The organism is Ectopseudomonas khazarica (assembly GCF_017915135.1).
Taxonomy (GTDB): domain Bacteria; phylum Pseudomonadota; class Gammaproteobacteria; order Pseudomonadales; family Pseudomonadaceae; genus Aquipseudomonas; species Aquipseudomonas khazarica.
The window spans coordinates 246,273-270,825 of the sequence record NZ_CP068551.1 but is presented as its reverse complement, the minus strand read 5'-3'; the positions used below and the strand labels follow the sequence as shown (position 1 = coordinate 270,825).

23 protein-coding genes are annotated in these 24,553 nt (G+C 66.4%); 11 read left to right on the top strand and 12 right to left on the bottom strand.

The window, feature by feature from the left end; translation table 11 throughout:
• Positions 1-78 precede the first annotated feature (78 nt).
• On the top strand, positions 79-2,937 hold the full coding sequence (locus tag JLK41_RS01270; protein WP_134677869.1) for a class I adenylate cyclase: 2,859 nt from the start codon (positions 79-81) through the stop codon (positions 2,935-2,937).
• Here the strand turns inward: JLK41_RS01270 and JLK41_RS01265 are convergent.
• From JLK41_RS01265 to JLK41_RS01245, 5 genes are all read right to left on the bottom strand, one after another.
• Positions 2,934-3,734, bottom strand: a complete 801-nt coding sequence (locus JLK41_RS01265; RefSeq protein WP_210390177.1) for a lipase family protein — start codon at positions 3,732-3,734, stop codon at positions 2,934-2,936. The genes JLK41_RS01270 and JLK41_RS01265 overlap by 4 nt on opposite strands.
• A 58-nt stretch (positions 3,735-3,792) precedes the next feature.
• Complete coding sequence (gene rnk / locus JLK41_RS01260) at positions 3,793-4,200, bottom strand: nucleoside diphosphate kinase regulator (protein WP_037052780.1); 408 nt, start codon at positions 4,198-4,200, stop codon at positions 3,793-3,795.
• Positions 4,201-4,319: 119 nt separating this feature from the next.
• On the bottom strand, positions 4,320-4,517 hold the full coding sequence (locus JLK41_RS01255) for a DUF1289 domain-containing protein (RefSeq protein WP_037052778.1): 198 nt from the start codon (positions 4,515-4,517) through the stop codon (positions 4,320-4,322).
• Positions 4,507-4,839 carry an iron donor protein CyaY gene (gene cyaY, locus JLK41_RS01250; protein ID WP_037052776.1) on the bottom strand — a complete coding sequence of 111 codons (333 nt, stop codon included), beginning with the start codon at positions 4,837-4,839 and terminating at the stop codon, positions 4,507-4,509. Before cyaY ends, JLK41_RS01255 begins: the two co-directional genes overlap by 11 nt.
• A 67-nt stretch (positions 4,840-4,906) precedes the next feature.
• Positions 4,907-5,944: an AraC family transcriptional regulator gene (locus JLK41_RS01245; RefSeq protein WP_037052774.1), complete on the bottom strand. Its 1,038-nt coding sequence runs from the start codon at positions 5,942-5,944 to the stop codon at positions 4,907-4,909.
• A gap of 181 nt (positions 5,945-6,125) precedes the next feature.
• Here JLK41_RS01245 and lptM point away from each other — a divergent pair, with 181 nt between their 5' ends.
• The 6 genes from lptM (at position 6,126) to JLK41_RS01215 (ending at position 10,718) form a co-directional block, all read left to right on the top strand.
• Positions 6,126-6,251 carry an LPS translocon maturation chaperone LptM gene (gene lptM, locus JLK41_RS01240; RefSeq protein ID WP_017361215.1) on the top strand — a complete coding sequence of 42 codons (126 nt, stop codon included), beginning with the start codon at positions 6,126-6,128 and terminating at the stop codon, positions 6,249-6,251.
• A 12-nt stretch (positions 6,252-6,263) separates the two neighbouring features.
• On the top strand, positions 6,264-7,511 hold the full coding sequence (lysA, locus tag JLK41_RS01235) for a diaminopimelate decarboxylase (protein ID WP_134677871.1): 1,248 nt from the start codon (positions 6,264-6,266) through the stop codon (positions 7,509-7,511).
• A 10-nt stretch (positions 7,512-7,521) separates the two neighbouring features.
• Positions 7,522-8,352 carry a diaminopimelate epimerase gene (gene dapF / locus JLK41_RS01230; protein ID WP_037052768.1) on the top strand — a complete coding sequence of 277 codons (831 nt, stop codon included), beginning with the start codon at positions 7,522-7,524 and terminating at the stop codon, positions 8,350-8,352.
• Positions 8,349-9,047, top strand: coding sequence for a DUF484 family protein (locus tag JLK41_RS01225; RefSeq protein ID WP_037052764.1), 699 nt, complete (start codon positions 8,349-8,351; stop codon positions 9,045-9,047). The genes dapF and JLK41_RS01225 overlap by 4 nt, the downstream gene beginning before the upstream one ends.
• A gap of 73 nt (positions 9,048-9,120) precedes the next feature.
• Positions 9,121-10,023, top strand: a complete 903-nt coding sequence (xerC, locus tag JLK41_RS01220; protein ID WP_210390176.1) for a tyrosine recombinase XerC — start codon at positions 9,121-9,123, stop codon at positions 10,021-10,023.
• Positions 10,020-10,718 carry an HAD family hydrolase gene (locus tag JLK41_RS01215; RefSeq protein WP_037052760.1) on the top strand — a complete coding sequence of 233 codons (699 nt, stop codon included), beginning with the start codon at positions 10,020-10,022 and terminating at the stop codon, positions 10,716-10,718. The genes xerC and JLK41_RS01215 overlap by 4 nt, the downstream gene beginning before the upstream one ends.
• 52 nt (positions 10,719-10,770) lie before the next feature.
• Here the strand turns inward: JLK41_RS01215 and sutA are convergent, their stop codons facing one another.
• The 4 genes from sutA to glnK all read right to left on the bottom strand — a co-directional run bounded on the left by sutA (position 10,771) and on the right by glnK (position 13,623).
• Positions 10,771-11,094 (bottom strand): transcriptional regulator SutA, encoded by a 324-nt coding sequence (sutA, locus tag JLK41_RS01210; RefSeq protein ID WP_134678330.1) that lies wholly within the window; start codon positions 11,092-11,094, stop codon positions 10,771-10,773.
• 77 nt (positions 11,095-11,171) lie between these two features.
• On the bottom strand, positions 11,172-11,597 hold the full coding sequence (locus tag JLK41_RS01205) for a secondary thiamine-phosphate synthase enzyme YjbQ (RefSeq protein WP_150607534.1): 426 nt from the start codon (positions 11,595-11,597) through the stop codon (positions 11,172-11,174).
• 98 nt (positions 11,598-11,695) lie between these two features.
• Positions 11,696-12,949 carry an ammonium transporter gene (locus JLK41_RS01200; protein ID WP_037052751.1) on the bottom strand — a complete coding sequence of 418 codons (1,254 nt, stop codon included), beginning with the start codon at positions 12,947-12,949 and terminating at the stop codon, positions 11,696-11,698.
• A gap of 335 nt (positions 12,950-13,284) precedes the next feature.
• Positions 13,285-13,623, bottom strand: a complete 339-nt coding sequence (glnK, locus tag JLK41_RS01195) for a P-II family nitrogen regulator (protein ID WP_003096476.1) — start codon at positions 13,621-13,623, stop codon at positions 13,285-13,287.
• Positions 13,624-14,032: 409 nt separating this feature from the next.
• Between glnK and JLK41_RS01190 the strand changes: the two genes are divergently transcribed.
• Both JLK41_RS01190 and JLK41_RS01185 read left to right on the top strand, forming a co-directional pair.
• A complete protein-coding gene (locus JLK41_RS01190) occupies positions 14,033-14,293 on the top strand; it encodes an accessory factor UbiK family protein (protein WP_037052746.1) in 261 nt (86 codons plus the stop codon).
• Between the two features lie 70 nt (positions 14,294-14,363).
• Positions 14,364-15,857, top strand: coding sequence for a YifB family Mg chelatase-like AAA ATPase (locus tag JLK41_RS01185; RefSeq protein ID WP_210390175.1), 1,494 nt, complete (start codon positions 14,364-14,366; stop codon positions 15,855-15,857).
• A 7-nt stretch (positions 15,858-15,864) separates the two neighbouring features.
• On the opposite strand, the gene JLK41_RS01180 is transcribed toward JLK41_RS01185, so the two are convergent.
• On the bottom strand, positions 15,865-17,841 hold the full coding sequence (locus JLK41_RS01180; RefSeq protein WP_210390174.1) for a methyl-accepting chemotaxis protein: 1,977 nt from the start codon (positions 17,839-17,841) through the stop codon (positions 15,865-15,867).
• 165 nt (positions 17,842-18,006) lie between these two features.
• On the bottom strand, positions 18,007-18,927 hold the full coding sequence (locus JLK41_RS01175) for a LysR substrate-binding domain-containing protein (protein WP_210390173.1): 921 nt from the start codon (positions 18,925-18,927) through the stop codon (positions 18,007-18,009).
• Between the two features lie 139 nt (positions 18,928-19,066).
• On the opposite strand from JLK41_RS01175, the gene JLK41_RS01170 reads away from it, so the two are divergent.
• Positions 19,067-20,464, top strand: a complete 1,398-nt coding sequence (locus JLK41_RS01170) for a NorM family multidrug efflux MATE transporter (RefSeq protein WP_150607530.1) — start codon at positions 19,067-19,069, stop codon at positions 20,462-20,464.
• Here JLK41_RS01170 and JLK41_RS01165 read toward each other — a convergent pair.
• Positions 20,461-22,134: a putative bifunctional diguanylate cyclase/phosphodiesterase gene (locus JLK41_RS01165; RefSeq protein ID WP_150607528.1), complete on the bottom strand. Its 1,674-nt coding sequence runs from the start codon at positions 22,132-22,134 to the stop codon at positions 20,461-20,463. The genes JLK41_RS01170 and JLK41_RS01165 overlap by 4 nt on opposite strands.
• Before the next feature lie 271 nt (positions 22,135-22,405).
• Here JLK41_RS01165 and rep point away from each other — a divergent pair, with 271 nt between their 5' ends.
• Positions 22,406-24,415, top strand: a complete 2,010-nt coding sequence (gene rep / locus JLK41_RS01160; RefSeq protein WP_047586067.1) for a DNA helicase Rep — start codon at positions 22,406-22,408, stop codon at positions 24,413-24,415.
• Positions 24,416-24,553 lie beyond the last annotated feature (138 nt).

Below are 24,553 nucleotides of genomic sequence, written 5' to 3'. Positions count from 1 at the left end.
GGGCGATATAGCGTCACAGGCACTGCACTGGCGAGCACGCCGCTGATAGGCTTGCACCATCTCCAGTAGAGTTCGAGCATGACGCGCACGCAGGAAATCCGCCCCGACATCGACGATGGCATCGACCGCAAGGTGCTGGCACAGCTGCGCGCGCGCTTCCTGCGGATCAACCAGGGCCGCCTGCAGCGCGCCATGGAGGCCCTGTCGACGCGCCAGCAACTGGTGCTCAAGCTGCTGCCGCTGCTGCTGCACGTCAATCACCCGCTGTTACCCGGCTATGTCTCGGCCAGCACGCCTGCCGGCCTGAGCGGCTTCGAGCCGGATGACGGCAGCCTGGCCGAAGTCCAGCGCCTGACCCGCTCCTTCGTCTACAAGCCACGCCGTGGCCAGGGCTCAGCGCCGCTGCATGGCCTGTTCCTGATGGGCAGCCTGGGCACCGTGGCGCAGGCCGAACAGAGCGACATGGACCTGTGGCTGTGTCACGCGCCGAACCTGACGGCGCAGCAACTGCAGGAACTGCGCAGGAAATGCGACCAGCTGGAGAGCTGGGCCGCCACCCAGGGCGCCGAGGTGCATGTCTTTCTGGTCGACCCGCAGCGCTTCACCCAGGGCGACCGCGAAGCGCAGCTGACCTCCGACGACTGCGGCACCACGCAGCACTACCTGCTGCTCGACGAGTTCTACCGCACGGCGATCTGGCTCGGTGGGCGCACGCCGATCTGGTGGCTGGTACCGGTGTACGAGGAGGCGCGCTACCACGACTACTGCCGCACGCTGCTGAACAAGCGCTTCGTCCGCGCCGAGGACGTGCTCGACCTCGGCCACCTGGCGCGCATCCCGCCGGAGGAGTTCATCGGCGCTGGCATGTGGCAGCTGTTCAAGGGCATCGAGTCGCCCTACAAGTCCGCGCTAAAGCTGTTGCTCACCGAGGTCTACGCCAGCGAGCACCCGCAGGTCGAATGCCTGGCGCTGCGTTTCAAGCAGGCGGTCTTCGAGGGACGCCTGGACCTGGACGAGCTCGACCCGTACATCGTCGTCTATCGCCGCCTGGAGGAATACCTGATCGCCCGGGCCGATCAGGAGCGCCTCGAACTGATCCGCCGCTGCCTGTACCTCAAGGTGAACAAGAAGATCAGCCGCCCGCCCACCCGTGGCCGCGCCAAGAGCTGGCAACGCCTGCTGCTCGAACGCCTCACCGGCGAATGGGGCTGGCAGACGCGCCAGCTCGCGGTGCTCGACAGCCGCAGCCAGTGGAAGGTGCGCCAGGTCGCCGCCGAGCGCCGCGTCCTGGTCAACGAGCTGACCTACAGCTATCGCTTCCTCTCGCAGTTCGCGCGCAGCGCGCAGGCGGGCAGCTCACTCAACAACCGCGACCTCAACGTGCTGGGGCGGCGCCTCTACGCTGCCTTCGAACGCAAGGCCGGCAAGGTCGAGTTCATCAACCCCGGCATCGCCCCGGATCTGGCAGAAGACACCCTGACGCTGGTGCAGCATTCCACGGCCGAGGCGCCGAACGAGCACCAGTGGGCGCTGTTCCCCGGCAGCCTGAACGCCCAGGAATGGCCCGACTTCGCCCCGCTGAAGCGCTCCCGGGAGCTGATCGAACTGCTCGCCTGGTGCCATCGCAACAGTGTGATCGACAGCAGCACACGGCTGTCCCTGCACCCGGGCAGCAGCGACCTGAGCGACTTCGAGCTGTCCAACCTGATCGGCAGCCTGCAGCAGGCCTTCCCTCTGCCCCTGCCTGGCGTCGAGGAGCTGGCCCTGCTGCGCGCCAGCGTGCCCAGCCAGGTCCTGCTGCTGGTCAACGTCGGCGTCGACCCCTTGCCCCAGCACAGCCAGATGAACGTGCACATGACCTCAGGCCGCACCGACGCACTGGGCTACTCCGGAGTGCGCGAGAACCTGGTGCTGACCCTCGATCAGGTGGTGCTCAACAGCTGGAACGAACTGCAGGTCAGCCGCTATGACGGCAGCGATGCCCTGCTCGACTGCCTGCGCGACCTGCTCAACAGCCTGCCCACGGGCGGCCCGCAGCCCAGGGTGCAGGTACGCTGCTACTGCCGCAACCGTGCGCCGGCGATTGCCGAACGCGTCGAAGAGCTGCTCAACGACCTGCTCGCCACCTACGCCGAAGGGCGCCAGTCGCGCTATCTGGTACAGATTCGCCAGCACTATCACGTGCTCCAGCTGACCCCCGGACAGGTCAGCCATGCCGCGCTGGGCGACCTGCCGGCGCTGCTGGACCACCTGGGCAGCGAGCAGGCGCGCTACAGCCCCCTGCACCTGGACCGCCACGCCCTCGACGGCGACGACCTGGCGCTGATCCTGCCGATGGGACGGCCGCAGTGCATCCAGCTGTTCTATCGCCTGCACGAAAGCAACGGCGAAGCCGAGCTGACCCTGCTCGACGAGCACAACGCGCTATGGCGCAGGCGCCTGCCGTTCCGCGACGAACAGAGCCTGCTGACGCCCCTGCAACGCTTCCTGCAGTCGTTGCTGTATCGGCGCAACGCCATGCTGCCGCTGGATGGCAGCGACAACCCGGCGCCGCTGGAGATGCTCTACTACGAGCTGCTGCCGGCGGCACCGCTGCGCGCTCAGCGCCTAGAGCGCCGGACGGCCCCCGAGTCGCAGGTCAGCCACCCGTTCTACGACGTGCAGGCCATCGTCGAGCCCGGTGACGGGCGCCAGCACCATGTCACGCTGTACTGCAACCACCGCGAGTTCTCCGAGCTGGAGTACGGGCGCGAGCTGTACCGCGCCGTCGCCCAGCACATCCTCGCGCAACGCGCCGGTGGCGAGCGCTACCCCTGCTACATCACCGACCTCGACCTGTCCGCCGTGCTGGCCGGCCAGCAGGCGCAGACCGTGCATTACCTGCGCTACAAGAGCGAGCTGGAAGACGCCCTGAACGCCGCCCTGCAGCAGGCCTAGTCGCGCATCGGCGCCTGTGGGTGGTTCAAGGCGTAGAGGTAGCAGCCAGCCATGCTGTGATTGTCGGCGACCCCGCCATAGCTGGCGGTGAAGGTCACCGGCAGACCGAGGTGCTGGTACAGCCAGCGGTCGCTGTCCGCCGGCGGCACCTCGGGGACCAGGTCACTGTCGTTGACCAGGCGATAGGTCGGTACCCCCAGCCCGTTGTAGTAGCTGGCGAAGGCCGGGGACGCCAGGCGCGGGCTGGCGAAGTTGTAGTGCTGCAACGGCCGCGACGGCCAGCGTTCGCGCAGGTCCGCCACGGCCAGACTGCTCAGGGCGCAGCCCAGGCTGTGCCCGCACACCCAGAGCGGCCCCTGTGGCTGCAGATCATCCAGCGCCAGCAGAGCCTGATCGCGCAGCGACGCATAGAGCTTGAGGAAGCCGTCGTGAACCAGCCCAGCGCCGGCCTGCCAGGGGTAGTCGCGCTGGTCCAGGTCGAGGTCGTCGAGCCAGTCCTGCACCGACTCGGTACCGCGAAACACCAGGTAACAATCACCCTGCGGATCACGCGCGGCAAAACCGAACGGCTCCGATTCGTTGAACAGGTGCCACTCGCTGAGCACACTCCAGATCGGCGCTGACAGCGTCCAGCCCTCGAGTTGCGGCGCCTGCCAGTGAAAGTGCTGTGGCTTGCGCGGGCGCTGCTGCGCCAGCCACTGCTCGTACTGATCGTAGGCAGTCATCACCAGCTCGGCGCAGAGCAGGGCGCGCGAGAGCTGGTAGGTAGGCGGAAAATACAGGGGCAGGCTGGACATGGCGGGGCCTCCTTGCCGTTAGCGGGAAACCTCACTCTAGACCAGCCAGGGCAGAGCGTCAGCGATCGTATTCGCCAGCCGCTTCGGGTTGATACTCGACCGCCAGCAGGGTCAGCTTGAGTACCTTGCCACCCGGCGCCGGCCAGTCGATGTGCTGACCGGCGGACAAGCCGAGCAACGCGCTGCCAACGGGCGCGAGAATGCTGACCTTGCCCTCGCCGCCGGCATCCTCCGGGTAGACCAGGGTCAGGTGATAGTCCTTGCCGCTGCTCTCCTCGCGGCAATGCACCCGCGAATTCATGGTCACCACGCCTGCCGGCACTTCGTCGTGCCCCACCACTTCGGCACGATCCAGCTCGGCCTGCAACGCAGCAGCGCCAGGCCCGAACTCATCCAGACTGTCGAGCAAACGCTCCAGACGCTGCAGATCGAGGCGGGTAACGGTGATGGTAGGTGTGCTGTTCATGATGCCGGGCGGTCTCCTTACGTAGGCCATAAAAAAGCAAAACCCCGCCCGAAGGCGGGGTTTAAGCTGACTGTCTGGTCGACCCTAACACAGCCGGGCAAATAAACAAGAGTGCCGGGTCAACGGGCCTGTCGACGCTGTTGCAGGCGTTGTTCGGCTGCCTGGCAGATCAGCCTGCGCCTGGCATTGTCGGCCGTTCCCCAGTCGAGAATTTCCTGCAGGGTGCGGCCACAGCCCAGGCACTGGTCATGCTCGTCGAGGCAGCACTGGCGCCGACACGGCGACTGCGGCGGCCTTTCCGTGGGCTCAGAGCTCATCGAACTCCAGCTCGGTGCCCGACTGCTCGAGCGTGATGCGTACCAGCATCTCGCCGAGCTGCTCGTCGCTGGTGTCGCAGATCCAGCGCCCGTCGGCCTCGTCGTAGTCGAAGTGGAAACCACCGGAACGCGCCGCCAGCCACAGCTGACGAATCGGCTCCTGGCGACTGAAGATCAGCTGGCTGCCGTTATCGAAGCGCACGGTCAGCACGCCGCCGCTGTTCTCCAGATCGACGTCCAGGCCGCTGTCGTCGAAGATGTCTTCCACCGCCTGCTGGGTGGCATCGACCAGGTCGTGAAAGCGGGCTTCGCTCAGGCTCATCGGGGTATCCTCACAAGGTGCAGCACGTGCAAAAAATAGGCGAAAACCTCAGGCTGCAACAGCCAGCCTAGGCGCAAAGGTGGCGACGGTACTCGCCCGGACTCTGTCCCGTCCAGCGGCGAAACGCTCGCGCCAGCGAACCCGGCTCGCTGAAGCCGACCAGAAAGGCGACCTCGGCCAGCTCCAGCGCCGGATCTCGCAGGTAATGCAGCACCAGCTGCTGCCGTGTCTCGTCGACCAGTTGGCTGAACGATAGCCCGCCTTCGCGCAGGCGCCGCTGCAGGGTCCTCGGGCTCAGCGCCAGGGCAGCGGCGATGCCCTCGAGATCCGGCCCGCGTTCGGGCAACTGACGCGCCAGTTCGACCCGCGCGCGGTCGAGCACGCTGTTGCCCTGGTTGAGTTCGCTCAGCAGGCGATCGGCATAGGCGTCGAGCATCCCGCGCACCTGCGCGTCGGCCTGGCCCAGGGGCACGGCGAGCAGGCGCTTGGGAAAGACCAGCGCGTTGTCGGCCTGATCGAACAGCACCGGGCAACGAAAGATGCGCTCATGCTCGCGGGTATCGGCCGGCGCCGAATGCTGGAAACGGACCTCGGTCGGGGCGATGTCCAGACCGCTGATCCAGCGCCCGAAGCTGACCCAGCCGGCCAGGGTCTCCTCGCTCAGTTGACGCTGCTGTTGCGCCAGCAGGGGCTGCCAGCTGTGTGCGACCAGCGGCTCGCAGCCCGCTCGCGGCGGCTCGTCCTCGAGCAGCACCAGGCCCAGGTTACCCACCAGCGAGGCGTAGCGCGCCTGCCGGTGCAGGGCATCGGCAAGGGTCGCGCAGCTCATGATCAGGTAGCCGAGCACGCCGTAGTAGCCGGGGCGCACCGACTCCCCCAGATGCAGGCCCAGGCAGGGGTCATCGCTCAGCCGCATACCCTCGCCCAGCAGGGTGAGATAGGCGCTGGCGGCGATACGCTGATCGCGCTGGTTGAGCGCCTCCGGACCGAGCTGGGCATGCGCGAGCAGGACCTCGGGGGCGATGCCCAGGCGCTGCAGGTGTTCGACCAGACCTTGCAGGTAGGCCACGGAGACCGAGCCGGCCAGAATTGCGGGATTGTCCATCGTGCCTCCTCGTTACTTGGCGCATGCTAACCCACGCGGCCGCGAAAGCCCTCCAGACCGGCGCCAGGCGGGCAGGTCGATTGGGCCAGCGCCCCGCCAGGCGGGCGCCTGGCGCATAGGCAAGGTGGCGGGGGGTCGGTATACTCCGGCGCAATTCACGCTTATTTTCAAGGACTGCCCCATGAAGCGACTGACCCTCGCGCTCCTCGCCGCCGTTTGCCTGCTGGCCGGCTGCGGTCAGAAAGGCCCGCTGTACCTGCCGGGCGACGACAACGCCGGTAACAGCCGAGACCGTTTCGAACTCTGACAGGAGCCTGCCATGGAAGCCTTTAACTACCGCGACGGTGAGCTGTTCGCGGAAGGCGTCGCCTTGTCCGCGCTGGCCCAGCGCTTCGGCACGCCCACCTACGTCTACTCGCGCGCCCACATCGAAGGGCAGTACCGCGCCTATGCCGACGCCCTGAGCGGCATGCCGCACCTGGTCTGCTTCGCGGTCAAGGCCAACTCCAACATCGGCGTGCTGAACGTGCTGGCCCGCCTTGGCGCCGGCTTCGACATCGTCTCCAGCGGCGAGCTGGAGCGTGTACTGGCCGCCGGTGGCGACCCCAGCCGCATCGTCTTCTCCGGCGTCGGCAAGAGCCGTGACGACATGCGTCGCGCCCTGGAAGTCGGCGTGCACTGCTTCAACGTCGAGTCCAGCGTCGAGCTGGAGCGCCTGCAGAAGGTCGCCGCCGAGCTGGACGTCAAGGCGCCGGTTTCGCTGCGGGTCAACCCGGACGTGGACGCCGGTACCCACCCGTACATTTCCACCGGCCTCAAGGAAAACAAGTTCGGCATCGACATCGAGCAGGCCGAGGCGGTCTACGCCCGTGCCGCCGAGCTGCCGAACCTGGAAGTGATCGGCGTCGATTGCCACATCGGCTCGCAGCTGACCACCCTCGAACCCTTCCTCGACGCCCTGGACCGCCTGCTGCTGCTGGTCGACAGGCTGGCCGCACGCGGCATCACCATCAGGCACCTGGACCTCGGGGGCGGCCTCGGCGTGCAGTATCGCGACGAACAGCCACCGCTGGCCGGCGACTACATCGCCGCCGTGCGCAAGCGCCTGACAGGGCGTGACCTGTCGCTGGTGTTCGAGCCGGGCCGCTTCATCGTGGCCAACGCCGGCGTGCTGCTGACCCAGGTCGAGTACCTCAAGCACACCGAGCACAAGGACTTCGCCATCATCGACGCGGCGATGAACGACCTGATCCGCCCGGCGCTGTACCAGGCCTGGATGGATGTGTCGGCAGTGCAGCCACGCGCAGGCGAGGCGCGCAACTACGACCTGGTCGGGCCGATCTGCGAGACCGGCGACTTCCTCGCCAAGGACCGCCAGCTGGTCCTGGCCGAGGGCGACCTGCTGGCCGTGCGCTCGGCAGGTGCCTATGGCTTCGTCATGAGCTCCAACTACAACACCCGCGGCCGTGCCGCCGAGGTGCTGGTGGATGGCGAGCAGGCATTCGAAGTGCGCCGCCGCGAAACCGTCCAAGAGCTCTACGCCGGCGAAAGCCTGCTGCCGGCCTGAGGGCGACGCCATGCTATTGCGCTTTACCAAGATGCACGGCCTGGGCAATGACTTCATGGTCCTCGACCTGATCAGCCAGCACGCCCACGTGCAACCCAAGCATGCCAAGCAGTGGGGCGATCGCCACACCGGCGTCGGTTTCGACCAGTTGCTGATCGTCGAGCCGCCGAGCCATCCGGACGTCGATTTCCGCTACCGCATCTTCAACGCCGACGGCTCCGAGGTGGAGCAGTGCGGCAACGGTGCGCGCTGCTTCGCCCGCTTCGTGCTGGACAAGCGCCTGACCACCAAGAAGGTCATTCGCGTCGAGACCAAGAGCGGCGTGATCGAGCTGCGCGTGCAGAATGATGGCCAGGTCTGCGTGAACATGGGCGCACCGCGCCTGCAGCCCGAGCAGGTGCCCTTCCAGGCCGAGCAGGCCGCGCTCAGCTATCGCGTCGATGTCGACGGCCAGAGCGTCGAGCTGGCGGCCCTGTCGATGGGCAACCCGCACGCCGTGCTGCGCGTCGACAGCGTTGACGATGCCCCGGTGCACGCACTCGGGCCCAAGCTGGAACACCATGCGCGCTTCCCGCAGCGGGTCAACGTCGGCTTCCTGCAGGTGCAGAACCGCAGGCAGGCACGCCTGCGCGTGTGGGAGCGCGGCGCGGGTGAGACCCAGGCCTGCGGCACCGGCGCCTGCGCCGCAGCGGTCGCGGCCATTCGCCAGGGCTGGATGGATTCGCCCGTGCAACTGGAACTGCCAGGCGGCAAACTGTCCATCGAATGGGCAGGCGAAGGTCAGCCGGTTATGATGACCGGACCCGCTGCCCGCGTATACGAAGGACAGGTTCGCCTATGACCGACCAGCAGGATTCGCCCAAACCGCTCGACTCGGAAACGGTCGCCGCCTACCTGCGCCTGCACCCGGAGTTCTTCATCGACCATGAAGAACTGATTCCCGAACTGCGCATTCCGCACCAGCCCGGCAACGCCGTGTCGCTGGTGGAGCGCCAGGTCAAGCTGCTGCGCGAGCGCAACATCGAGATGCGCCATCGCCTCGGCCAGCTGATGGACGTGGCCCGCGACAACGATCGCCTGTTCGACAAGACCCGCCGTCTGGTGCTCGACCTGCTCGATGCCGGCAGCCTGGAAGAAGTGGTCGGCATCGTCGAAGACAGCCTGCGCCACGAGTTCCAGGTGCCGTTCGTGGGCCTGATCCTGTTCAGCGACAACAAGCTGCCGGTGGGCCGCTCGGTCAGCTCGGCCGAGGCCCATCAGCAGATCGGCGGCCTGCTCAGCGGCGGCAAGACCATCTGCGGCGTGCTGCGCCCGCATGAGCTGGAGTTCCTCTTCGGCAAGGAGGACGCGGCCCAGGTCGGCTCCGCCGCCGTGGTCGGCCTCACCCACCAGGGCCTGCATGGCGTATTGGCCATCGGCAGCGTCGATCCACAGCACTACAAGAGTTCGCTGGGCACCCTGTTCCTGGGCTACATCGCCGAAGTCCTGGCGCGCGTGCTGCCCAGCTTCTCGACGCCGCTGCGCTCGGTCCGCTAGAAGCAGCCATAAGCCGCACGCTTCAAGCTGCACGAGACAGGCAGACCGAACGCTTTCACTTGGAGCTTGCAGCTTGAAGCTTGAAGCCCACCTCGACGCCTACCTCGAACACCTGCGCCGCGAGCGCCAGGTGTCGGTGCACACCCTCGACGGCTATCGTCGCGACCTCGGCAAGCTGCAGGCCTTCTGTGAAGCCGAAGGCCTGCACGCCTGGAGCGAGCTGGACACGCGCAACCTGCGTCGCCTGATCGCCCGCCTGCATCAGCAGGGGCTCTCCAGCCGCAGCCTGGCGCGCCTGCTCTCGGCCACGCGCGGCCTCTATCAGTACCTGCTGCGCGAAGGCCTGTGTCGCCATGACCCGGCCACCGGCCTGACCCCGCCCAAGCGCGAACGGCGCCTGCCACGCACCCTGGATGCCGACCGCAGTGCACAGCTGCTGGACGGCGCGGTGGAGGACGATTTCATCGCCCGCCGCGACCAGGCGATGCTCGAACTGTTCTATTCCTCCGGCCTGCGCCTGTCCGAGCTGGTCGGCCTCGATCTCGACGGCCTCGACCTGAACGCCGGCCTGGTGCGCGTACGCGGCAAGGGCAACAAGGTGCGTGAGCTGCCAGTGGGCAGCCTGGCACGCCAGGCACTGGAGCAGTGGCTGGCACTGCGCGCACTGGCCAGGCCGAGCGATGGCGCGGTCTTCATCAGCCAGCAGGGGCGCCGTCTCGGTGCGCGCGCGGTGCAGCTGCGGGTCCGCCAGGCCGGCGTCCGCGAGCTGGGCCAGCACCTGCACCCACATATGCTGCGTCACAGCTTCGCCAGCCACATGCTGGAGTCCTCGCAGGACCTGCGTGCGGTGCAGGAGCTGCTGGGCCATGCCGACATCGCCACCACGCAGATCTACACCCATCTGGACTTCCAGCACCTGGCCAGCGTCTACGACCAGGCCCATCCACGCGCCAAGCGCAAAGGCGGTTGCGAATGAGCATTGAACTGATCACTTTCGACCTCGACGACACCCTGTGGGACGTCACGCCGGTCATGCAGGACGCCGAGGCGGCCCTGCGCAACTGGCTGGCCCTGCACGCGCCACGCCTCGGCGCAGTGCCGGTCGAACACCTGTGGGCGGTGCGCAGCCGCCTGCTCGATGCCGAGCCGATGCTCAGGCACCGCCTCAGCGAGCTGCGCCGGCGCATCCTGTTCCACGCGCTGGAGGATGCCGGCTACGCTCACGGCGAGGCGCAGACGCTGGCCGAGGCCGGCTTTCAGGTCTTTCTCAGTGCGCGTCACCAGGTCGAGCTGTTCACCGATGTGCATCCGACCCTGGAGGCACTGGCCGAGCGCTTCCGTCTCGCGGTGATCACCAACGGCAATGCCGACGTGCGCCGCCTCGGCCTGTCCGAGTACTTCCAGTTCGCGCTCTGCGCCGAGGAGCTGGGGGTCGGCAAGCCCGACCCGAAACCCTTCCTCGAAGCCCTCGGGCGGGCCGGCGTGGCTGCCGAGCGCGCGGTGCACATCGGCGATCACCCGAGCGACGATATCGCCGGGGCCAAGGCCGCCGGCCTGCGCGCCATCTGGTTCAACCCGCAGGGGCGGGCGTGGGAGGGCGAAACCACGCCGGACGCACAGATCGCCAGCCTGGCCGAACTGCCGGCGCTGCTGGGCAGCTGGACGCGCTAGACGCCGGGCACAAAAAACCGCCACGAGGGCGGTTTCCTGTTACGCAGCGTCGTCAGATAGGACGGCTACCGTACTTGCTGTCCGGCTTCTTGGGCGGATCGGCGACCACATTGGGCTCGACTTCCTGCACCTTGCCGCCACGCGCCAGGAATTCCTCCATGGCCTGGGCCAGCGCGTCGCGCTCTTTCTGCTTGGCCTCGACGCTGGGCATCTCGTCGACTTCAACGGCTTTGGCCTTGCTCTTCTTGCTGCTGGCTACGACCTCGCCGTCGCCATCATCGCCGCTGTCACCGTCATCGGCCGCAGCAGCCAGCTCCTCACCGTCGTCCTCGTCAGCCCCGTCCAGATCGTCTTGTTCCAGGTCTTCGTCGCTCATGTTCAACCTCATGACTTGCGAAAAGCAGGTTAGTTATAGCCCAGTCGTGCGGCGCGTACCGCCCGACCGGAAAAAATTCAAATGACCTCGCCGTGCAGGGTCGCCACCAGTCGCCGAGCCCCACCATGATCGCGATGCTCGCCCAGGTAGATGCCCTGCCAGGTCCCCAGCGCCAGCTGTCCATCCTGTATCGGCAGCTGGAGCTGAAAGCCCAGCAGACTGCCCTTGAAGTGCGCCGGCAGATCATCCGGCCCTTCGTAATCGTGCTCGTAGCCCGTCTCGCCCTGCGGCACCAGACGGTTGAAGAAACGCTCGAAATCGCGGCGCACCGCGGGGTCGGCGTTCTCGTTGACCGTCAGCGAAGCCGAGGTGTGCTGCAGCCACAGGTGCAACAGACCGACACGCATCCGCGCCAGTTCCGGCAGTGCCGCCAGTACGTCTTCCGTCACCAGATGAAAACCGCGCTCACGCGGACGCAGGCTGATGATGCGTTGCTGCCACATGCCGTTCTCGCTCTCGATGGCTCCAGCGCGCGCATTCTAGCGTGCTGCCAGAAAAAACAAAGGGCGCCAAAAGGCGCCCTTGTCATTTCCATCGACGCTTACTTCTTGCCGGTGAACTCCGGGTAGGCTTCCATACCGCACTCGGCGATATCCACACCCTCGTACTCTTCTTCTTCGCTGACGCGCAGGCCGATCACCGCCTTGATGACGCCCCAGACGATCAGGCTGGCGATGAACACCCAGGCGAAGATGCTGGCGATACCCAGCAGCTGCGCGCCCAGGGAAGCGTCGCTGTTGGTCAGGCAGACGGCCAGCAGGCCCCAGATGCCGACCACGCCGTGCACGGAGATGGCACCGACCGGATCGTCGATCTTGATCTTGTCCAGGCCGAGGATGGAGAACACCACCAGCACGCCACCGACGCCGCCGATCAGGGTGGCCTGCAGGGCGCTCGGGGTCAGCGGTTCAGCGGTGATGGCAACCAGGCCAGCCAGGGCACCGTTCAGCGCCATGGTCAGGTCGGCCTTGCCGAACAGGATGCGGGCGACGATCAGTGCGGCGATCAGACCACCGGCGGCGGCCATGTTGGTGTTGGTGAACACCTGGGCAACGGCGTTGGCGTCTTCGATGGTGCTCATCTTCAGCTGCGAGCCGCCGTTGAAGCCGAACCAGCCCATCCACAGGATGAAGGTACCCAGGGTCGCCAGCGGCAGGTTGCAGCCCGGAATGGCGTTGACCTGGCCATTGGCGCCGTACTTGCCCTTGCGAGCACCCAGCAGCAGCACGCCAGCCAGAGCAGCGGCAGCACCGGCCATGTGCACGACACCGGAACCAGCGAAGTCCAGGAAGCCGGCTTCGTTGAGGAAGCCCGAGCCCCATTTCCAGAAGCCCTGTACCGGGTAGATGAAGCCGGTCATGACCACGGCGAAGGCCAGGAAGGCCCACAGCTTCATGCGCTCGGCAACGGCACCGGAGACGATCGACATGCAGGTCGCGGCGAACACCACCTGGAAGAAGAAGTCCGAACGGGCCGAGTAGTACGGCGCGTCGTCGCCACCCGCGAGAACGGCTTCGGCGGTGTTCTCGTCACCGATCAGGAAGCCCAGGCTCGGGAAGATGCCGCCTTCCGGGCTGGAGTACATGATGTGGTAACCGATCACCAGGTACATGACGCTGGCAACGGCGTACAGGGCGACGTTCTTGGTCAGGATCTCGGTGGTGTTCTTGGCGCGGACCAGGCCGGATTCGAGCATGGCGAAACCAGCCGCCATCCACATCACCAGGGCACCACAGATCAGAAAGTAGAAGGTATCGAAGCCGTACTGCAATGCAGTCAATGCTGTGTTATCCATGTTTCACCTCTTGCCGGCGCTTTCGTTGTGCGCTGTTCGGTTAGAACGTCCAGGTTGGCGCCGGACGCGTTCCGTATGCTTTACAAGTCTTTGTCACGCTTGCCCTGGATGACCGGGCCCCCTTGCACCGCAAGGCGATCAGGCATTCCCATCACTAGGCAGCGCGCAAGACCCGAGAGGGTCTGGCACGGCAGAGCGGCGAGGACCTCGCCAGCTCCGGCATTCGCCCTCGAAATCGGCGCAAGAGCAGAATTCGAGGACAAAAGGGCTCCTAGCCCTGCGAAAGTTCGCAGAGTCATGGGTTTCACTCCTGGGGCGTGGGGTTCGGAGGCGGTTTAGATCGCGTCGGTATCGGTTTCGCCGGTACGGATGCGAATCGCCTGTTCCAGGTTGACTACGAAAATCTTGCCGTCACCGATCTTGCCGGTGTTGGCCGCCTTGGTAATGGCTTCGATCACGCGGTCCAGCTGGTCGTCAGCGATGGCCACGTCGATCTTCACCTTGGGCAGGAAGTCGACCACGTACTCGGCACCGCGATACAGCTCGGTATGGCCTTTCTGGCGGCCGAAGCCCTTGACCTCGGTGACGGTAATGCCCTGCACGCCGATCTCCGACAGCGACTCGCGCACGTCGTCGAGCTTGAACGGCTTGATGATGGCAGTGACTAGCTTCATGAAACTCTCTCCCGTGTAAGGTGGACTTGCCCCAGGAATTACGAACCCGGTTCAAGTCTAAGCGCAGTGTCTGGCTTTTGTAATGCACCGACCGCCCCAGCCTGGCGTGGTCGATACCCACCAACCGCTCCCGACGAAACACTCCCCCGCTTCGTCCGACACACCGGTACTGCATCGGTGCATGCGTCGCTGGGGTCTAAGCAGAAAGCTTGCCATCTCCATAAAATCGCCATCTTTCAGGGCCTTACCGTCACCTTGGGGCCACGAGCCATGACCCAGGCGGAAGCGGACGCACAAAATTGGTGCAGAGACGCGCCTGGCGGCGCTCTCAAATCGTGCAGCCGCTCGCCAAACGCCCTGCCAGCACCTGCGTGGTACACTGCCGGCCAACTGCACCCGGAACCTGACCATGCTGCCGCCCAAAGCCCTGCTCGACACTCTCAGTAGCCACGCCTCGCGCCTGTTCAGCGGCGACAGCCCGCTGCCGCGCGCAGAACTGGAAGCGCAGTTCAAGGCCCTGCTGCAAAGCGGCTTCAGCAAGCTGGAACTGGTCAGCCGGGAAGAGTTCGATAGCCAGATGGTGGTTCTGGCCCGCACCCGCGCACGCCTGGAGGCGCTGGAAGCCAAGGTCGCCGAGCTGGAAGCCAAGCTGAACCCACCCGCCGATTGAGCCGCCGGGCAGCGAAGACGCAGGTCGTTTTCAATGCCCCTGCCAGGTGGGTCCTGATCAAGGAGAGATCATGTCCCTGGCCATCGTTCACAGCCGTGCCCAGATCGGTGTCGAAGCGCCTGCCGTGACCATCGAGGCCCATCTGGCCAATGGTCTGCCCGCCCTGACCCTGGTCGGCCTGCCGGAAGCCGCGGTCAAGGAAAGCAAGGACCGCGTGCGCAGCGCCATTCTCAACTCGGCATTCGACTACCCGAACAGGCGCATCACCCTCAACCTGGCACCCGCCGACCTGCCGAAGGATGGCGGGCGCTTCGACCTGGCCATCGCGCTGGGCATTCTCGCCGCCAGCGGCCAGGTGCCCTGCGCGTCCGTCGCCGACTACGAATGCCTCGGCGAGCTGGCGCTGTCCGGCGCCGTGCGCCCCGTCCAGGGCGTGCTGCCTGCGGCGCTGGCCGCGCGCGATGCCGGGCGCACCCTGCTGGTGCCACAGGCCAACGCCGAAGAGGCCAGCCTGGCGTCGGGCCTCAAGGTGATTGCCGTCGAGCACCTGCTGCAGGTCGCCGCGCACCTGAATGGCAGCGCCCCGCTGCAACCCTACGTGGCGCAGGGCCTGCTGCGGCAGACCCTGCCCTACCCGGACCTGGCGGAGGTCCAGGGCCAGCTGGCGGCCAAGCGCGCCCTGCTGGTGGCGGCAGCCGGCTCGCACAACCTGCTGCTCAGCGGCCCGCCCGGTACCGGCAAGACCCTGCTGGCCAGCCGCCTACCCGGGCTGCTGCCCCCGCTGGACGAAAGCGAAGCGTTGCAGGTCGCCGCGATCCATTCGGTGGCCAGCCATGCGCCGCTGCAGCACTGGCCGCAGCGCCCCTTCCGCACCCCGCACCACAGCGCTTCCGGGCCGGCGCTGGTGGGCGGAGGCAGTCGCCCGCAACCGGGCGAGATCACCCTGGCGCACATGGGCGTGCTGTTCCTCGATGAATTGCCGGAGTTCGACAGGAAGGTGCTCGAAGTGCTGCGCGAGCCGCTGGAGAGTGGCCATATCGTCATCGCCCGGGCGCGGGACAAGGTGCGCTTCCCCGCACGGTTCCAGCTCGTCGCCGCCATGAACCCGTGCCCCTGTGGCTATCTCGGCGACCCGAGCAACCGCTGCCGCTGCACCCCGGAACAGATTCAGCGCTATCGCGGCAGGCTCTCCGGGCCGCTGCTGGACCGCATCGACCTGCACCTCACGGTCGCCCGTGAAAGCACCGCGCTGGAGGTGGCCCCGCAGGACGGCGAGAGCACGGCGCAGGCTGCTGCCAAGGTGGCCATAGCCCGTGACCGACAACTGCAGCGCCAGGGCGTGGCCAACGCCTTTCTCGACCTGCCAGGCCTGCGCCAGCACTGCGCGCTGCAGGCAACGGACCGCCAGTGGCTGGAAAGCGCCTGCGAGCGCCTGGGCCTGTCCCTGCGCGCGGCCCACCGCGTGCTGAAGGTGGCCCGCACCCTGGCCGACCTGGCGCAGGAACCGCAGATCAGCCGTGCCCACCTGGCCGAAGCGCTGCAGTATCGGCCCAGCGTCGGCTAGCCGGCGGTCAGCGAAAGCGCTCGACTTCCTGGCGCAGCTGCGCTGCCAGGCGGTCCAGCTCGCGCGCGGTGTCCGCCAGGTTGGCGACCACTTCGCGCTGCTCGCCGTTGGCCTGGGCGATGCTCTGCAGGTTGCTGCTGAGCACGTTGGCGGTGCTGCTCTGCTCGCTGGTCGCCGTGGTGATGGCGGCAAACTGCTCACCCGCCGCCTCGCTCTGCTCGCTGATCTGCGCCAACGCCGCCGCCACCTTGGCATTGCGCTCGAGACCGTCCTGCATCAGCTGGCGGCCCTGCTCCATGGTGGCGATGGCGCTGTTGGTCTCGCTCTGGATGCTGCCGATCATCGTCGAGATTTCATTGGTCGCTTCGCGGGTACGTCCGGCCAGGCTGCGCACCTCGTCGGCGACCACGGCGAAGCCCCGCCCCTGCTCGCCGGCGCGGGCCGCCTCGATGGCGGCGTTGAGCGCCAGCAGATTGGTCTGGTCGGCAATCGCGGTGATCACGCTGACGATGCCGCCGATTTCCTGCGAACGCTGGCCAAGGCCGTTGATGACCGTCGAGGTCTGCTCCAGGGCTTCGGCGATCTGCACCAGCGCTTCCGATGCCTGATCCATCGAGGTGCGACCGATACGCGTCTGTTGCGCATTCTCGCTGGCCAGACGCTCGGTGTTGCGCATGTTGTCGGCGATGTTCTGCGAGGTGGCGCTGAACTCCTCGACCGCACCGGCCATGCTGCTGATCTCGCCGGATTGCTGATCGATCCCCTGGTAGGCGTCGCGTGAGAGCGTCGACAACGCCTGGGAACGCGAACTGACGTCCTGGGCCGCGACCTGGATACCCGCCACCATGGTCGCCAGTGCCTCGCCCATGCGGTTGAAGCTGCGCGCCAGCTCGCCGATTTCGTCGTCGCTGGACTGCGTCATCCGCGCACCGAGGTCGCCGGCACCGAGGGCCTGGGCCTGCTGGACCAGGTCGCCGAGCGGGCGCAGCTTGCGCCGCAGCAGCAGGACCACGGCAATCACCGCCAGCAGCAGGGTGAGCGCGCTACCGATGGCCAGCTGCGTGCCGACACGCCAGGTCACGGCCTGGATCTCCTCGCGCGGCATGCTCGCCAGCACCGTCCAGGGTCCCCCAGCGAACGGCATCGCGACGCTGTAGAACTCGTCCTGGCCGTCACTCCAGAAACCACCCGTACCGGTGTTGGCAACGCGCTCGCTGAGCCCTGCCGGCAGGCTGCTCATGGCCGCGGCACCGGCGGGCGCCACCAGCCACTTGCCCTGCTCGTCGAGAATCGCCAGCGAGCCGGTGCTGCCGATACGGAAGTCGGTGAGGTTGCGCATCTGCAGCTTCTGCGCGTCGGTGTAGTCGAAGCCGACGAAGAGCACCGCGATGACCCGCCCGCCGGCATCGCGAACCGGGGTGTACTGGGTCATGTAGAAACGGTCGAACAGCAACGCACGTCCGACATAGCCCTGGCCGGCCAGCAGCTTCTGGTAGGCCGGATGCTGATGGTCGAGCACGGTGCCCAGCGCACGCGTACCGTCCTGCTTGGTGAGGGAGGTGGTGATGCGCACGAACTCATCGCCATCGCGCACGAATACCGTCGCCACACCGGCGGTCATGCGGGTGAAGTCATCGACCTCGGTGAACTCGTTGTTGAGCCGGGTCGCGCCGAGATAAAGCGCTGGCGCCTGCAGGCTGCCGACCGTCACGCGCTCGTCGCTGCGCAGTTGCACGCCGCCGCTGAAGCGTTGCTCGAACAGACCGGCGAGACGTTGCGTGCTGTCACGCAGGCTGCCGTGAAAGGTGGCCAGCTGATCCGCCAGCAGGCGGGCTTCACTGCCCAGGTGCTCGGCGCGGGTGACCAGGTTGGCGTTGTCCAGCGAACGCAGCGCGAACACCGTGCTGAGGCTGATCAACAGGACCAGCATCGACGCCAGGGCGACGGCCAACTGCAGTGCGATACGAGAGCGTGGAGGGGTCATGGAGGCCTCTCTGAGCCTGGCGCGAGGTGGCAGGCGACAAGAAATGAACTGGCAAGGTCATCGTACGACCTCATGGAGGGCGCAGGAGCATACCCGAGTATTATGCTTGGTCAATCGGCACGTGCCGAATGGCCATCATTTGTTATCAAAACCCTGTATCGGCCGCTAAAGCATTCTCTCCACCTGCGGCAGCTGCATCGCCGCCACCTCCGCCAGCAGGTAGTCGCGCAAGCGCTGCAAACGCGCCTGGGCGCGATGCTCACGCGGCCACACCAGATAATAGCTGTCGCCACTGAACACCGCCGTCGGCCAGGGCAAGCCGAGGCGCCCCGCGTTGACGTCTTCGGCCACCATCAGCAGGTCACCGATGGAGACGCCATAGCCGCGTGCCGCCGCGACGATGCCCAGTTCGAGCATGTCGAACAGCTGGCCGGTCTTCAGCGGCACCTGCTCGCCGAGGCCGGTGGTCTGCAGCCAGCGCCGCCAGTCGCGGCGGTCCGGTGTCGGGTGCAGCTGCTCGGCCGCCTGCAGGCGCGCCAGCGGCCAGCCGCCGGCCTCGCTGTCCGCAGCGGCGCAGACCGGGATCAGCCACTCCTCGAACAGCAGGACGCTGTCCCACTCCTCCGGGAACTGACCGTCGGACAGCAGCACGGCGCAGTCGAAGGGCTCATGGCGGAAATCGACCTTGTCGACGTCCATCCAGGCACTGGTCAGCTGCACCTCGCTGTCCGGGTTGGCCAGGCGAAAGTGCGACAACCGCGCCAGCAGCCAGCGCATGGTCAGGGTCGACGGCGCCTTCAGGCGCAGCACCTGATCATCGACGCGCAAGGCGCCACTGGCACGCTCCAGGGCATCGAAGCCCTCGCTCAGACCGGGCAGCAGGGCACGTGCAGGGTCGGTCAGCTGCAGGCTGCGCCCGCGCCGCTCGAACAGACGACAGCTGAAGTAGCCCTCGAGCGTACGGATATGACGGCTCACCGCGCTCTGGGTGATGGCCAGTTCCTCGGCGGCGCGGGTGAAGGACGCGTGACGCGCAGCAGCCTCGAAGGCACGCAGCGCATAGAGCGGAGGCAGGCGCCGGCTCACGGCATCGATCCATGAGTTTGAGTCATGTCATTCATGGCTATTTTCCTTTTGCTGGCCATGGGGCGAAACCACAGAATAGCTGTCATTGCGACTCTCCAGACAGCCTGGAGGGGCTTATCCTGCCGAAGTTTTACTCATCATGAAGAATGTTCTTGGCCATGAGCTGGGCGCCCTGCTGCGCCTGGCCGGCCCACTGGTCTCCGCCCAACTGGCACACGCGCTGATGATCTTCACCGACACGCTGATGATGGCGATGCTCGGCCCTCAGCAACTGGCCGGCGGTGCGCTGGGCGCCACCTGCTATTTCATCTTCTCGATCTTCTGCACCGGGGTGGTCGCCGCCGTCGGCAGCCTGGTCGCCATTCGCCATGGCGCAGGTGATCCCGAGGGCGTCACCCGCCTGACCCAGAACGGCCTGTGGCTCGCCGTGGCCCTGGCCGTCGCCAGCGCGCTGTGCCTGAATGCACTGGGGCCGGTGCTGCCCCACCTGGGCCAGGACCCCGCCGCCGCCAGCCAGGCCATGGCCTTTCTCCACCCGCTGTCGCTGGCCCTGCCCGGCTACCTGTGCTTCATGGTCTTGCGCGGTTTCACCAGCGCCATCGGCCATCCCGGCCCGGTGATGACCATCAGCGTGATCGGCACGGCAGCCAACTTCGTCATCAACTATGCGCTGATCAAGGGCTGGTTCGGCTTGCCCGACCTCGGCCTGGGCGGCATCGGCATGACCACCGCGCTGGTCAGCAGCGGCATGGCGCTGGCCCTGGCGCTATACATCAAGCTCGCCCCGACCTACCGCCCCTACCCGCTGCGCGCCGACCTCGGTCGCCCGCAACGCGGGGAGATGCGTGCCCTGCTGCGCCTGGGCCTGCCCATTGGCGGCACCTACGCCGCCGAGCAAGGGCTGTTCACCTTCGCCACGCTGTGCATGGGCGCCCTCGGCAGCGTGCAACTGGCGGCCCACCAGATCGCCATGCAGACGGTGGCGCTGGCTTTCATCGTGCCGCAGGGGCTGTCCTACGCAGTGACCTTCCGCGTCGGCCTGCACTACGGCGCCGAACGCCTGCACCTGTCACGCCTGAGCGGCCATCTGGGCATGGCCCTCGGCGCCGGGCTGATGCTGATGTTCGCCCTGCTGTTCTGGTTCTTGCCGGAATGGATCATCGGCCTGTTCCTCGATCGCCACGACCCGGCGTTCGCCGAGATCGTCACCCTGGCCGTGAGCCTGCTGGCGATCGCCGCCTGGTTCGAGCTGTTCGACGGCCTGCAGAGCATCGCCATGGGCGCGATACGCGGGCTGAACGACGGCAGGACCACGCTGCTGATCGGCCTGGCCGGTTACTGGTGCGTGGGCGCACCGCTGGCCTGGCTGCTCGCCTTCCCGCTGGGCTGGGGGGCATCCGGGGTCTGGTGGGGGCTGGCGGCAGGCCTGGCGGTCACGGCGAGCGGCCTGGTGCTGGGCTTCCAGTGGAAAACGGCGCGGCTGCAGCGACCCTGCACGGTTGGCGGCGAAGCCTGCCTTAGCGCGACGCGGGGCTAGGCGCCCCCGCCGCCGAGCAGCGGCTGGCGCATGCCGAACACGAGAAAGCGCGCCAGTTCGGCCAGCGGTACCGCCTTGCTGATCAGATAGCCCTGCACCTGGTCGCAGCCGAACTGGCGCAGCATGTCGAGCTGCTCGATGTTCTCCACCCCTTCGGCGACCACTTCGAGATTGAGGTTGTGCGCCAGGTTGATCATCGCCCGCACCAGCTGGCGGTTCTCGGCACGCTCGCCCATGCCGGCGACGAAGCTGCGGTCGATCTTCAGCAGGGTGATCGGCAGGTTATTGAGGTGGACGAAGGAGGAGAACCCGGTGCCGAAGTCATCCAGGGAGAAGCGCACGCCCAGGCGTCCCAGTTCCAGCATGGTCTGCTGCACCTGATCGCTGCGGCGCATCACCGCCGTTTCGGTCAGCTCGAATTCGAGCCACTGCGCTTCGACGCCACGCTCCTCGATCAGGCGGCTCAGGGTGGCCAGCAACTGGCTGTCCTGGAACTGACGGAACGACAGGTTGACCGCCATGTGCAAAGACGGCAGACCGCGCCCGCGCAACCACTGCATGTCGCGTAGCGCGCGGGAGATCACCCAGTAGCCCAGCGGCACGATCAGCCCGGTTTCCTCGGCCAGAGGCACGAACTCGTTGGGCGAAAGCAGGCCGCGTTCGCTGTGCTGCCAGCGCACCAGCGCCTCGAGCCCGACAATGCGCCCGCTCTTCAGGCAGAGACGCGGCTGGTAATGCAGTTCCAGCTCATCGCGGCGCAAGGCGCGGCGCAACTCGCTTTCGAGATCCGCCTGGCTGCGTGCACTGCGGTTCAGGCGCTCGTCATAGACGTGGAACACGCAGCCCTGCTGGTTCTTCGCCTGCTGCATGGCGATATGTGCGTGCCACAGCAGCGGGTCGGCGCCCTCCCCGGCACGGGCATGCGCGAGGCCGAGGCTGCAGCCGATCAGCAGGCTCTCGCCATCGACCCAGTAGGGTTCACCGAGCACCTCGGTGACGCGCTCGGCCAGTCGCTCGACGCGCTGCGGGTCGCGCCGCACATCGAGCAGCAGGGCGAACTCGTCGCTGCCCAGCCGAGCCAGCTGGTCGCAGGGCTGCAGCAGGCCCTTCAGACGCGCCACCACCTGCAGGATCAGGCGGTCGCCGGCCTGGTAGCCAAGGGCATCGTTGGCGTGGCGGAAGTTGTCCAGATCGAGATGCCCCAGCACCAGGCCACGCCCGTTGCATTCACTGAGGCGCGCCGCGAGCAGCGTCTGGAAACCCTGGCGATTGGCGATACCGGTCAGCGGGTCCTGCTCGGCCAGGCGTTGCAGGGTCTGCTTGAGACTGCCCTGCTCGCGCACGTAGCGCAGGCAGCGACGCAGCACATCGAGGCTGAGCGTACCGCGCACCAGCCAGTCGCTGACGCCGGATGGCTCCTCTACGGGTTCCTCTTCGAGCAGCAGGACGATCGGCAAGGGGCATTGATGAGCGGCTGGCAGACGCTCGGGGGTGGCCAGCACCAGGCCACTGGCATGGTCGTCGAACAGGCTGCTGGCAGCGTCCCAGGAGGGCGCGGTAATAAGCGGGGAAGCACTCCCGAGAGCGCCCAACTGCTCGCGCAACAATTCCGCCCAGTCTGGCGATTCCGACAGCAGAACCAACCGCAAGGGTTCGACGAGCGTGGACAAGCAACCTCCCCCAATGACACAAAGATGATGGCGAATTGCATCGCCTGAACGCGTCGTTATCGACGTCTAATCAATCACATCCGTGCGAAAAGTGGTGCACATCCTGAGGTATAGCTAATAAACCGGCAAGTGAAACGAGAGTACTGCAATCCACCGATTAACCAAGCGCGCCGTCAGTCAATTCCGTGCTCCAGAGCACAGTTCCGGACGGTCGCGGCAGAACGCGCCAGGCCTGTTAAAATGCGCGGCCATTTTTCCTGCGAACGATCCCATGTCCCGACTGAATCCCCGGCAACAAGAGGCCGTGAACTATGTCGGCGGCCCACTATTGGTGCTCGCCGGTGCAGGTTCCGGCAAGACCAGCGTGATCACCCGCAAGATCGCCCACCTGGTGCAGAACTGCGGCATCCGTGCCCAGCACATCGTCGCCATGACCTTCACCAACAAGGCCGCGCGCGAGATGAAGGAGCGCGTCGGCACCCTGCTCAAGGGCAGCGAGGCGCGCGGCCTGACCGTGTCCACCTTCCACAACCTGGGCATGAACATCATCCGCAAGGAATACGCGCGCCTGGGCTACAAGCCCGGCTTCTCGATCTTCGACGACGGCGACATCAAGGCGCTGCTCACCGACATCATGCAGAAGGAGTATGCCGGCGACGACGGCGCCGACGAGATCAAGAACCTCATCGACAGCTGGAAGAACGACCTGATCCTGCCCGACGAGGCGCTGGCCAACGCGCGCGGGCCCAAGGAGCAGACCGCCGCCATCGTCTACCTGCACTACCAGCGCACGCTCAAGGCGTACAACGCGGTGGACTTCAACGACCTGATCCTGCTGCCGGTGACGCTGTTCCAGGAGCACGCCGACATCCTCGAGAAGTGGCAGAACCGCATCCGCTACCTGCTGGTCGACGAATACCAGGACACCAACGCCAGCCAGTACCTGCTGGTGAAGATGCTGGTGGGCATGCGCAACCAGTTCACCGTGGTCGGCGACGATGACCAGTCGATCTACGCCTGGCGCGGCGCGCGCCCGGAAAACCTGATGCTGCTGAAAGAGGACTACCCGTCGCTGAAAGTGGTGATGCTGGAGCAGAACTACCGCTCCACCAGCCGTATCCTCAAGTGCGCCAACATCCTCATCGCCAACAACCCGCACGTGTTCGAGAAGCAGCTGTGGTCGGAGATGGGCCATGGCGACGAGATCCGCGTGATCCGCACGCGCAACGAGGATGCCGAGTGCGAACGGGTGGCCCTGGAGATCCTCACCGAGCACCTGCGCACCCAGCGCCCGTACAGCGACTTCGCCATCCTCTACCGGGGCAACTACCAGGCCAAGCTGATGGAGCTGAAGCTGCAGCACCACCAGATTCCCTATCGCCTCTCCGGTGGCACCAGCTTCTTCGCCCGCCAGGAGGTGAAGGACCTGATGAGCTACTTCCGCCTGCTGGTCAACCCGGATGACGACAACGCCTTCCTGCGGGTGATCAACGTGCCGCGCCGCGAGATCGGCTCGACCACCCTGGAGAAGCTCGGCAACTACGCCAGCCAGCGCAACATTTCGATGTACGCCGCCAGCGACGAGATCGGCCTCGGCGAACACCTGGACAGCCGCTTCACCGAGCGCCTGGCACGCTTCAAGCGCTGGATGGACGGCGTGCGCCAGCAATGCGCGCAGAACGACCCGATCGCCGCGATCCGCAGCATGGTGATGGACATCGACTACGAGAACTGGCTGCGGCAGAACGCCTCCAGCGACAAGGTGGCCGATGCGCGCATGGGCAACGTGTGGTTCCTCGTCGATGCGCTGAAGAACACCCTGGAGAAGGACGAGGACGGCGACATGACCGTCGAGGACGCCATCGGCAAGCTGGTGCTGCGCGACATGCTCGAGCGCCAGCAGGAAGAGGAAGAAGGCGCCGAGGGTGTGCAGATGATGACCATGCACGCCTCCAAGGGCCTGGAATTCCCCTCGGTGTACATCATCGGCTTCGAGGAGGAGATTCTCCCCCACCGCTCCAGCATCGAGGCCGACACCATCGAGGAAGAGCGGCGCCTGGCCTATGTCGGTATCACCCGCGCCAAGCGCAACCTGGCACTGACCTTCGCCGCCAAGCGCAAGCAGTACGGCGAGATCATCGACTGCACGCCAAGCCGCTTCCTCGACGAACTGCCCCCGGAGGACCTGGTCTGGGAAGGCCAGGAAGAAGCCCCCGTGGAAGCCAAGGCCGCGCGCGGCAACGATGCCCTAGCCAACATGCGCGCGATGCTGAAAAAATAGCCGGGAGCTAGTTTCACCATCGCGCAGCGATGGCCCGCCGATTCCGGCAGGCGACAAAAAACAGGTTTATTCCGTAGCCCGGATGCAATCCGGGGACATCGTTCCGATTGCATCCGGGCTACGTTCATCTGAGAGGAA

Bases quoted from the DNA above. Each gene is read 5' to 3' on its own strand.
- JLK41_RS01270 (WP_134677869.1), top strand. From the start codon at position 79: ATGACGCGCACGCAGGAAATCCGCCCCGACATCGACGATGGCATCGAC.
- JLK41_RS01265 (WP_210390177.1), bottom strand. From the start codon at position 3,734: ATGTCCAGCCTGCCCCTGTATTTTCCGCCTACCTACCAGCTCTCGCGC.
- rnk (WP_037052780.1), bottom strand. From the start codon at position 4,200: ATGAACAGCACACCTACCATCACCGTTACCCGCCTCGATCTGCAGCGT.
- JLK41_RS01255 (WP_037052778.1), bottom strand. From the start codon at position 4,517: ATGAGCTCTGAGCCCACGGAAAGGCCGCCGCAGTCGCCGTGTCGGCGC.
- cyaY (WP_037052776.1), bottom strand. From the start codon at position 4,839: ATGAGCCTGAGCGAAGCCCGCTTTCACGACCTGGTCGATGCCACCCAG.
- JLK41_RS01245 (WP_037052774.1), bottom strand. From the start codon at position 5,944: ATGGACAATCCCGCAATTCTGGCCGGCTCGGTCTCCGTGGCCTACCTG.
- lptM (WP_017361215.1), top strand. From the start codon at position 6,126: ATGAAGCGACTGACCCTCGCGCTCCTCGCCGCCGTTTGCCTGCTGGCC.
- lysA (WP_134677871.1), top strand. From the start codon at position 6,264: ATGGAAGCCTTTAACTACCGCGACGGTGAGCTGTTCGCGGAAGGCGTC.
- dapF (WP_037052768.1), top strand. From the start codon at position 7,522: ATGCTATTGCGCTTTACCAAGATGCACGGCCTGGGCAATGACTTCATG.
- JLK41_RS01225 (WP_037052764.1), top strand. From the start codon at position 8,349: ATGACCGACCAGCAGGATTCGCCCAAACCGCTCGACTCGGAAACGGTC.
- JLK41_RS01215 (WP_037052760.1), top strand. From the start codon at position 10,020: ATGAGCATTGAACTGATCACTTTCGACCTCGACGACACCCTGTGGGAC.
- sutA (WP_134678330.1), bottom strand. From the start codon at position 11,094: ATGAGCGACGAAGACCTGGAACAAGACGATCTGGACGGGGCTGACGAG.
- JLK41_RS01205 (WP_150607534.1), bottom strand. From the start codon at position 11,597: ATGTGGCAGCAACGCATCATCAGCCTGCGTCCGCGTGAGCGCGGTTTT.
- JLK41_RS01200 (WP_037052751.1), bottom strand. From the start codon at position 12,949: ATGGATAACACAGCATTGACTGCATTGCAGTACGGCTTCGATACCTTC.
- glnK (WP_003096476.1), bottom strand. From the start codon at position 13,623: ATGAAGCTAGTCACTGCCATCATCAAGCCGTTCAAGCTCGACGACGTG.
- JLK41_RS01190 (WP_037052746.1), top strand. From the start codon at position 14,033: ATGCTGCCGCCCAAAGCCCTGCTCGACACTCTCAGTAGCCACGCCTCG.
- JLK41_RS01185 (WP_210390175.1), top strand. From the start codon at position 14,364: ATGTCCCTGGCCATCGTTCACAGCCGTGCCCAGATCGGTGTCGAAGCG.
- JLK41_RS01180 (WP_210390174.1), bottom strand. From the start codon at position 17,841: ATGACCCCTCCACGCTCTCGTATCGCACTGCAGTTGGCCGTCGCCCTG.
- JLK41_RS01170 (WP_150607530.1), top strand. From the start codon at position 19,067: ATGAAGAATGTTCTTGGCCATGAGCTGGGCGCCCTGCTGCGCCTGGCC.
- rep (WP_047586067.1), top strand. From the start codon at position 22,406: ATGTCCCGACTGAATCCCCGGCAACAAGAGGCCGTGAACTATGTCGGC.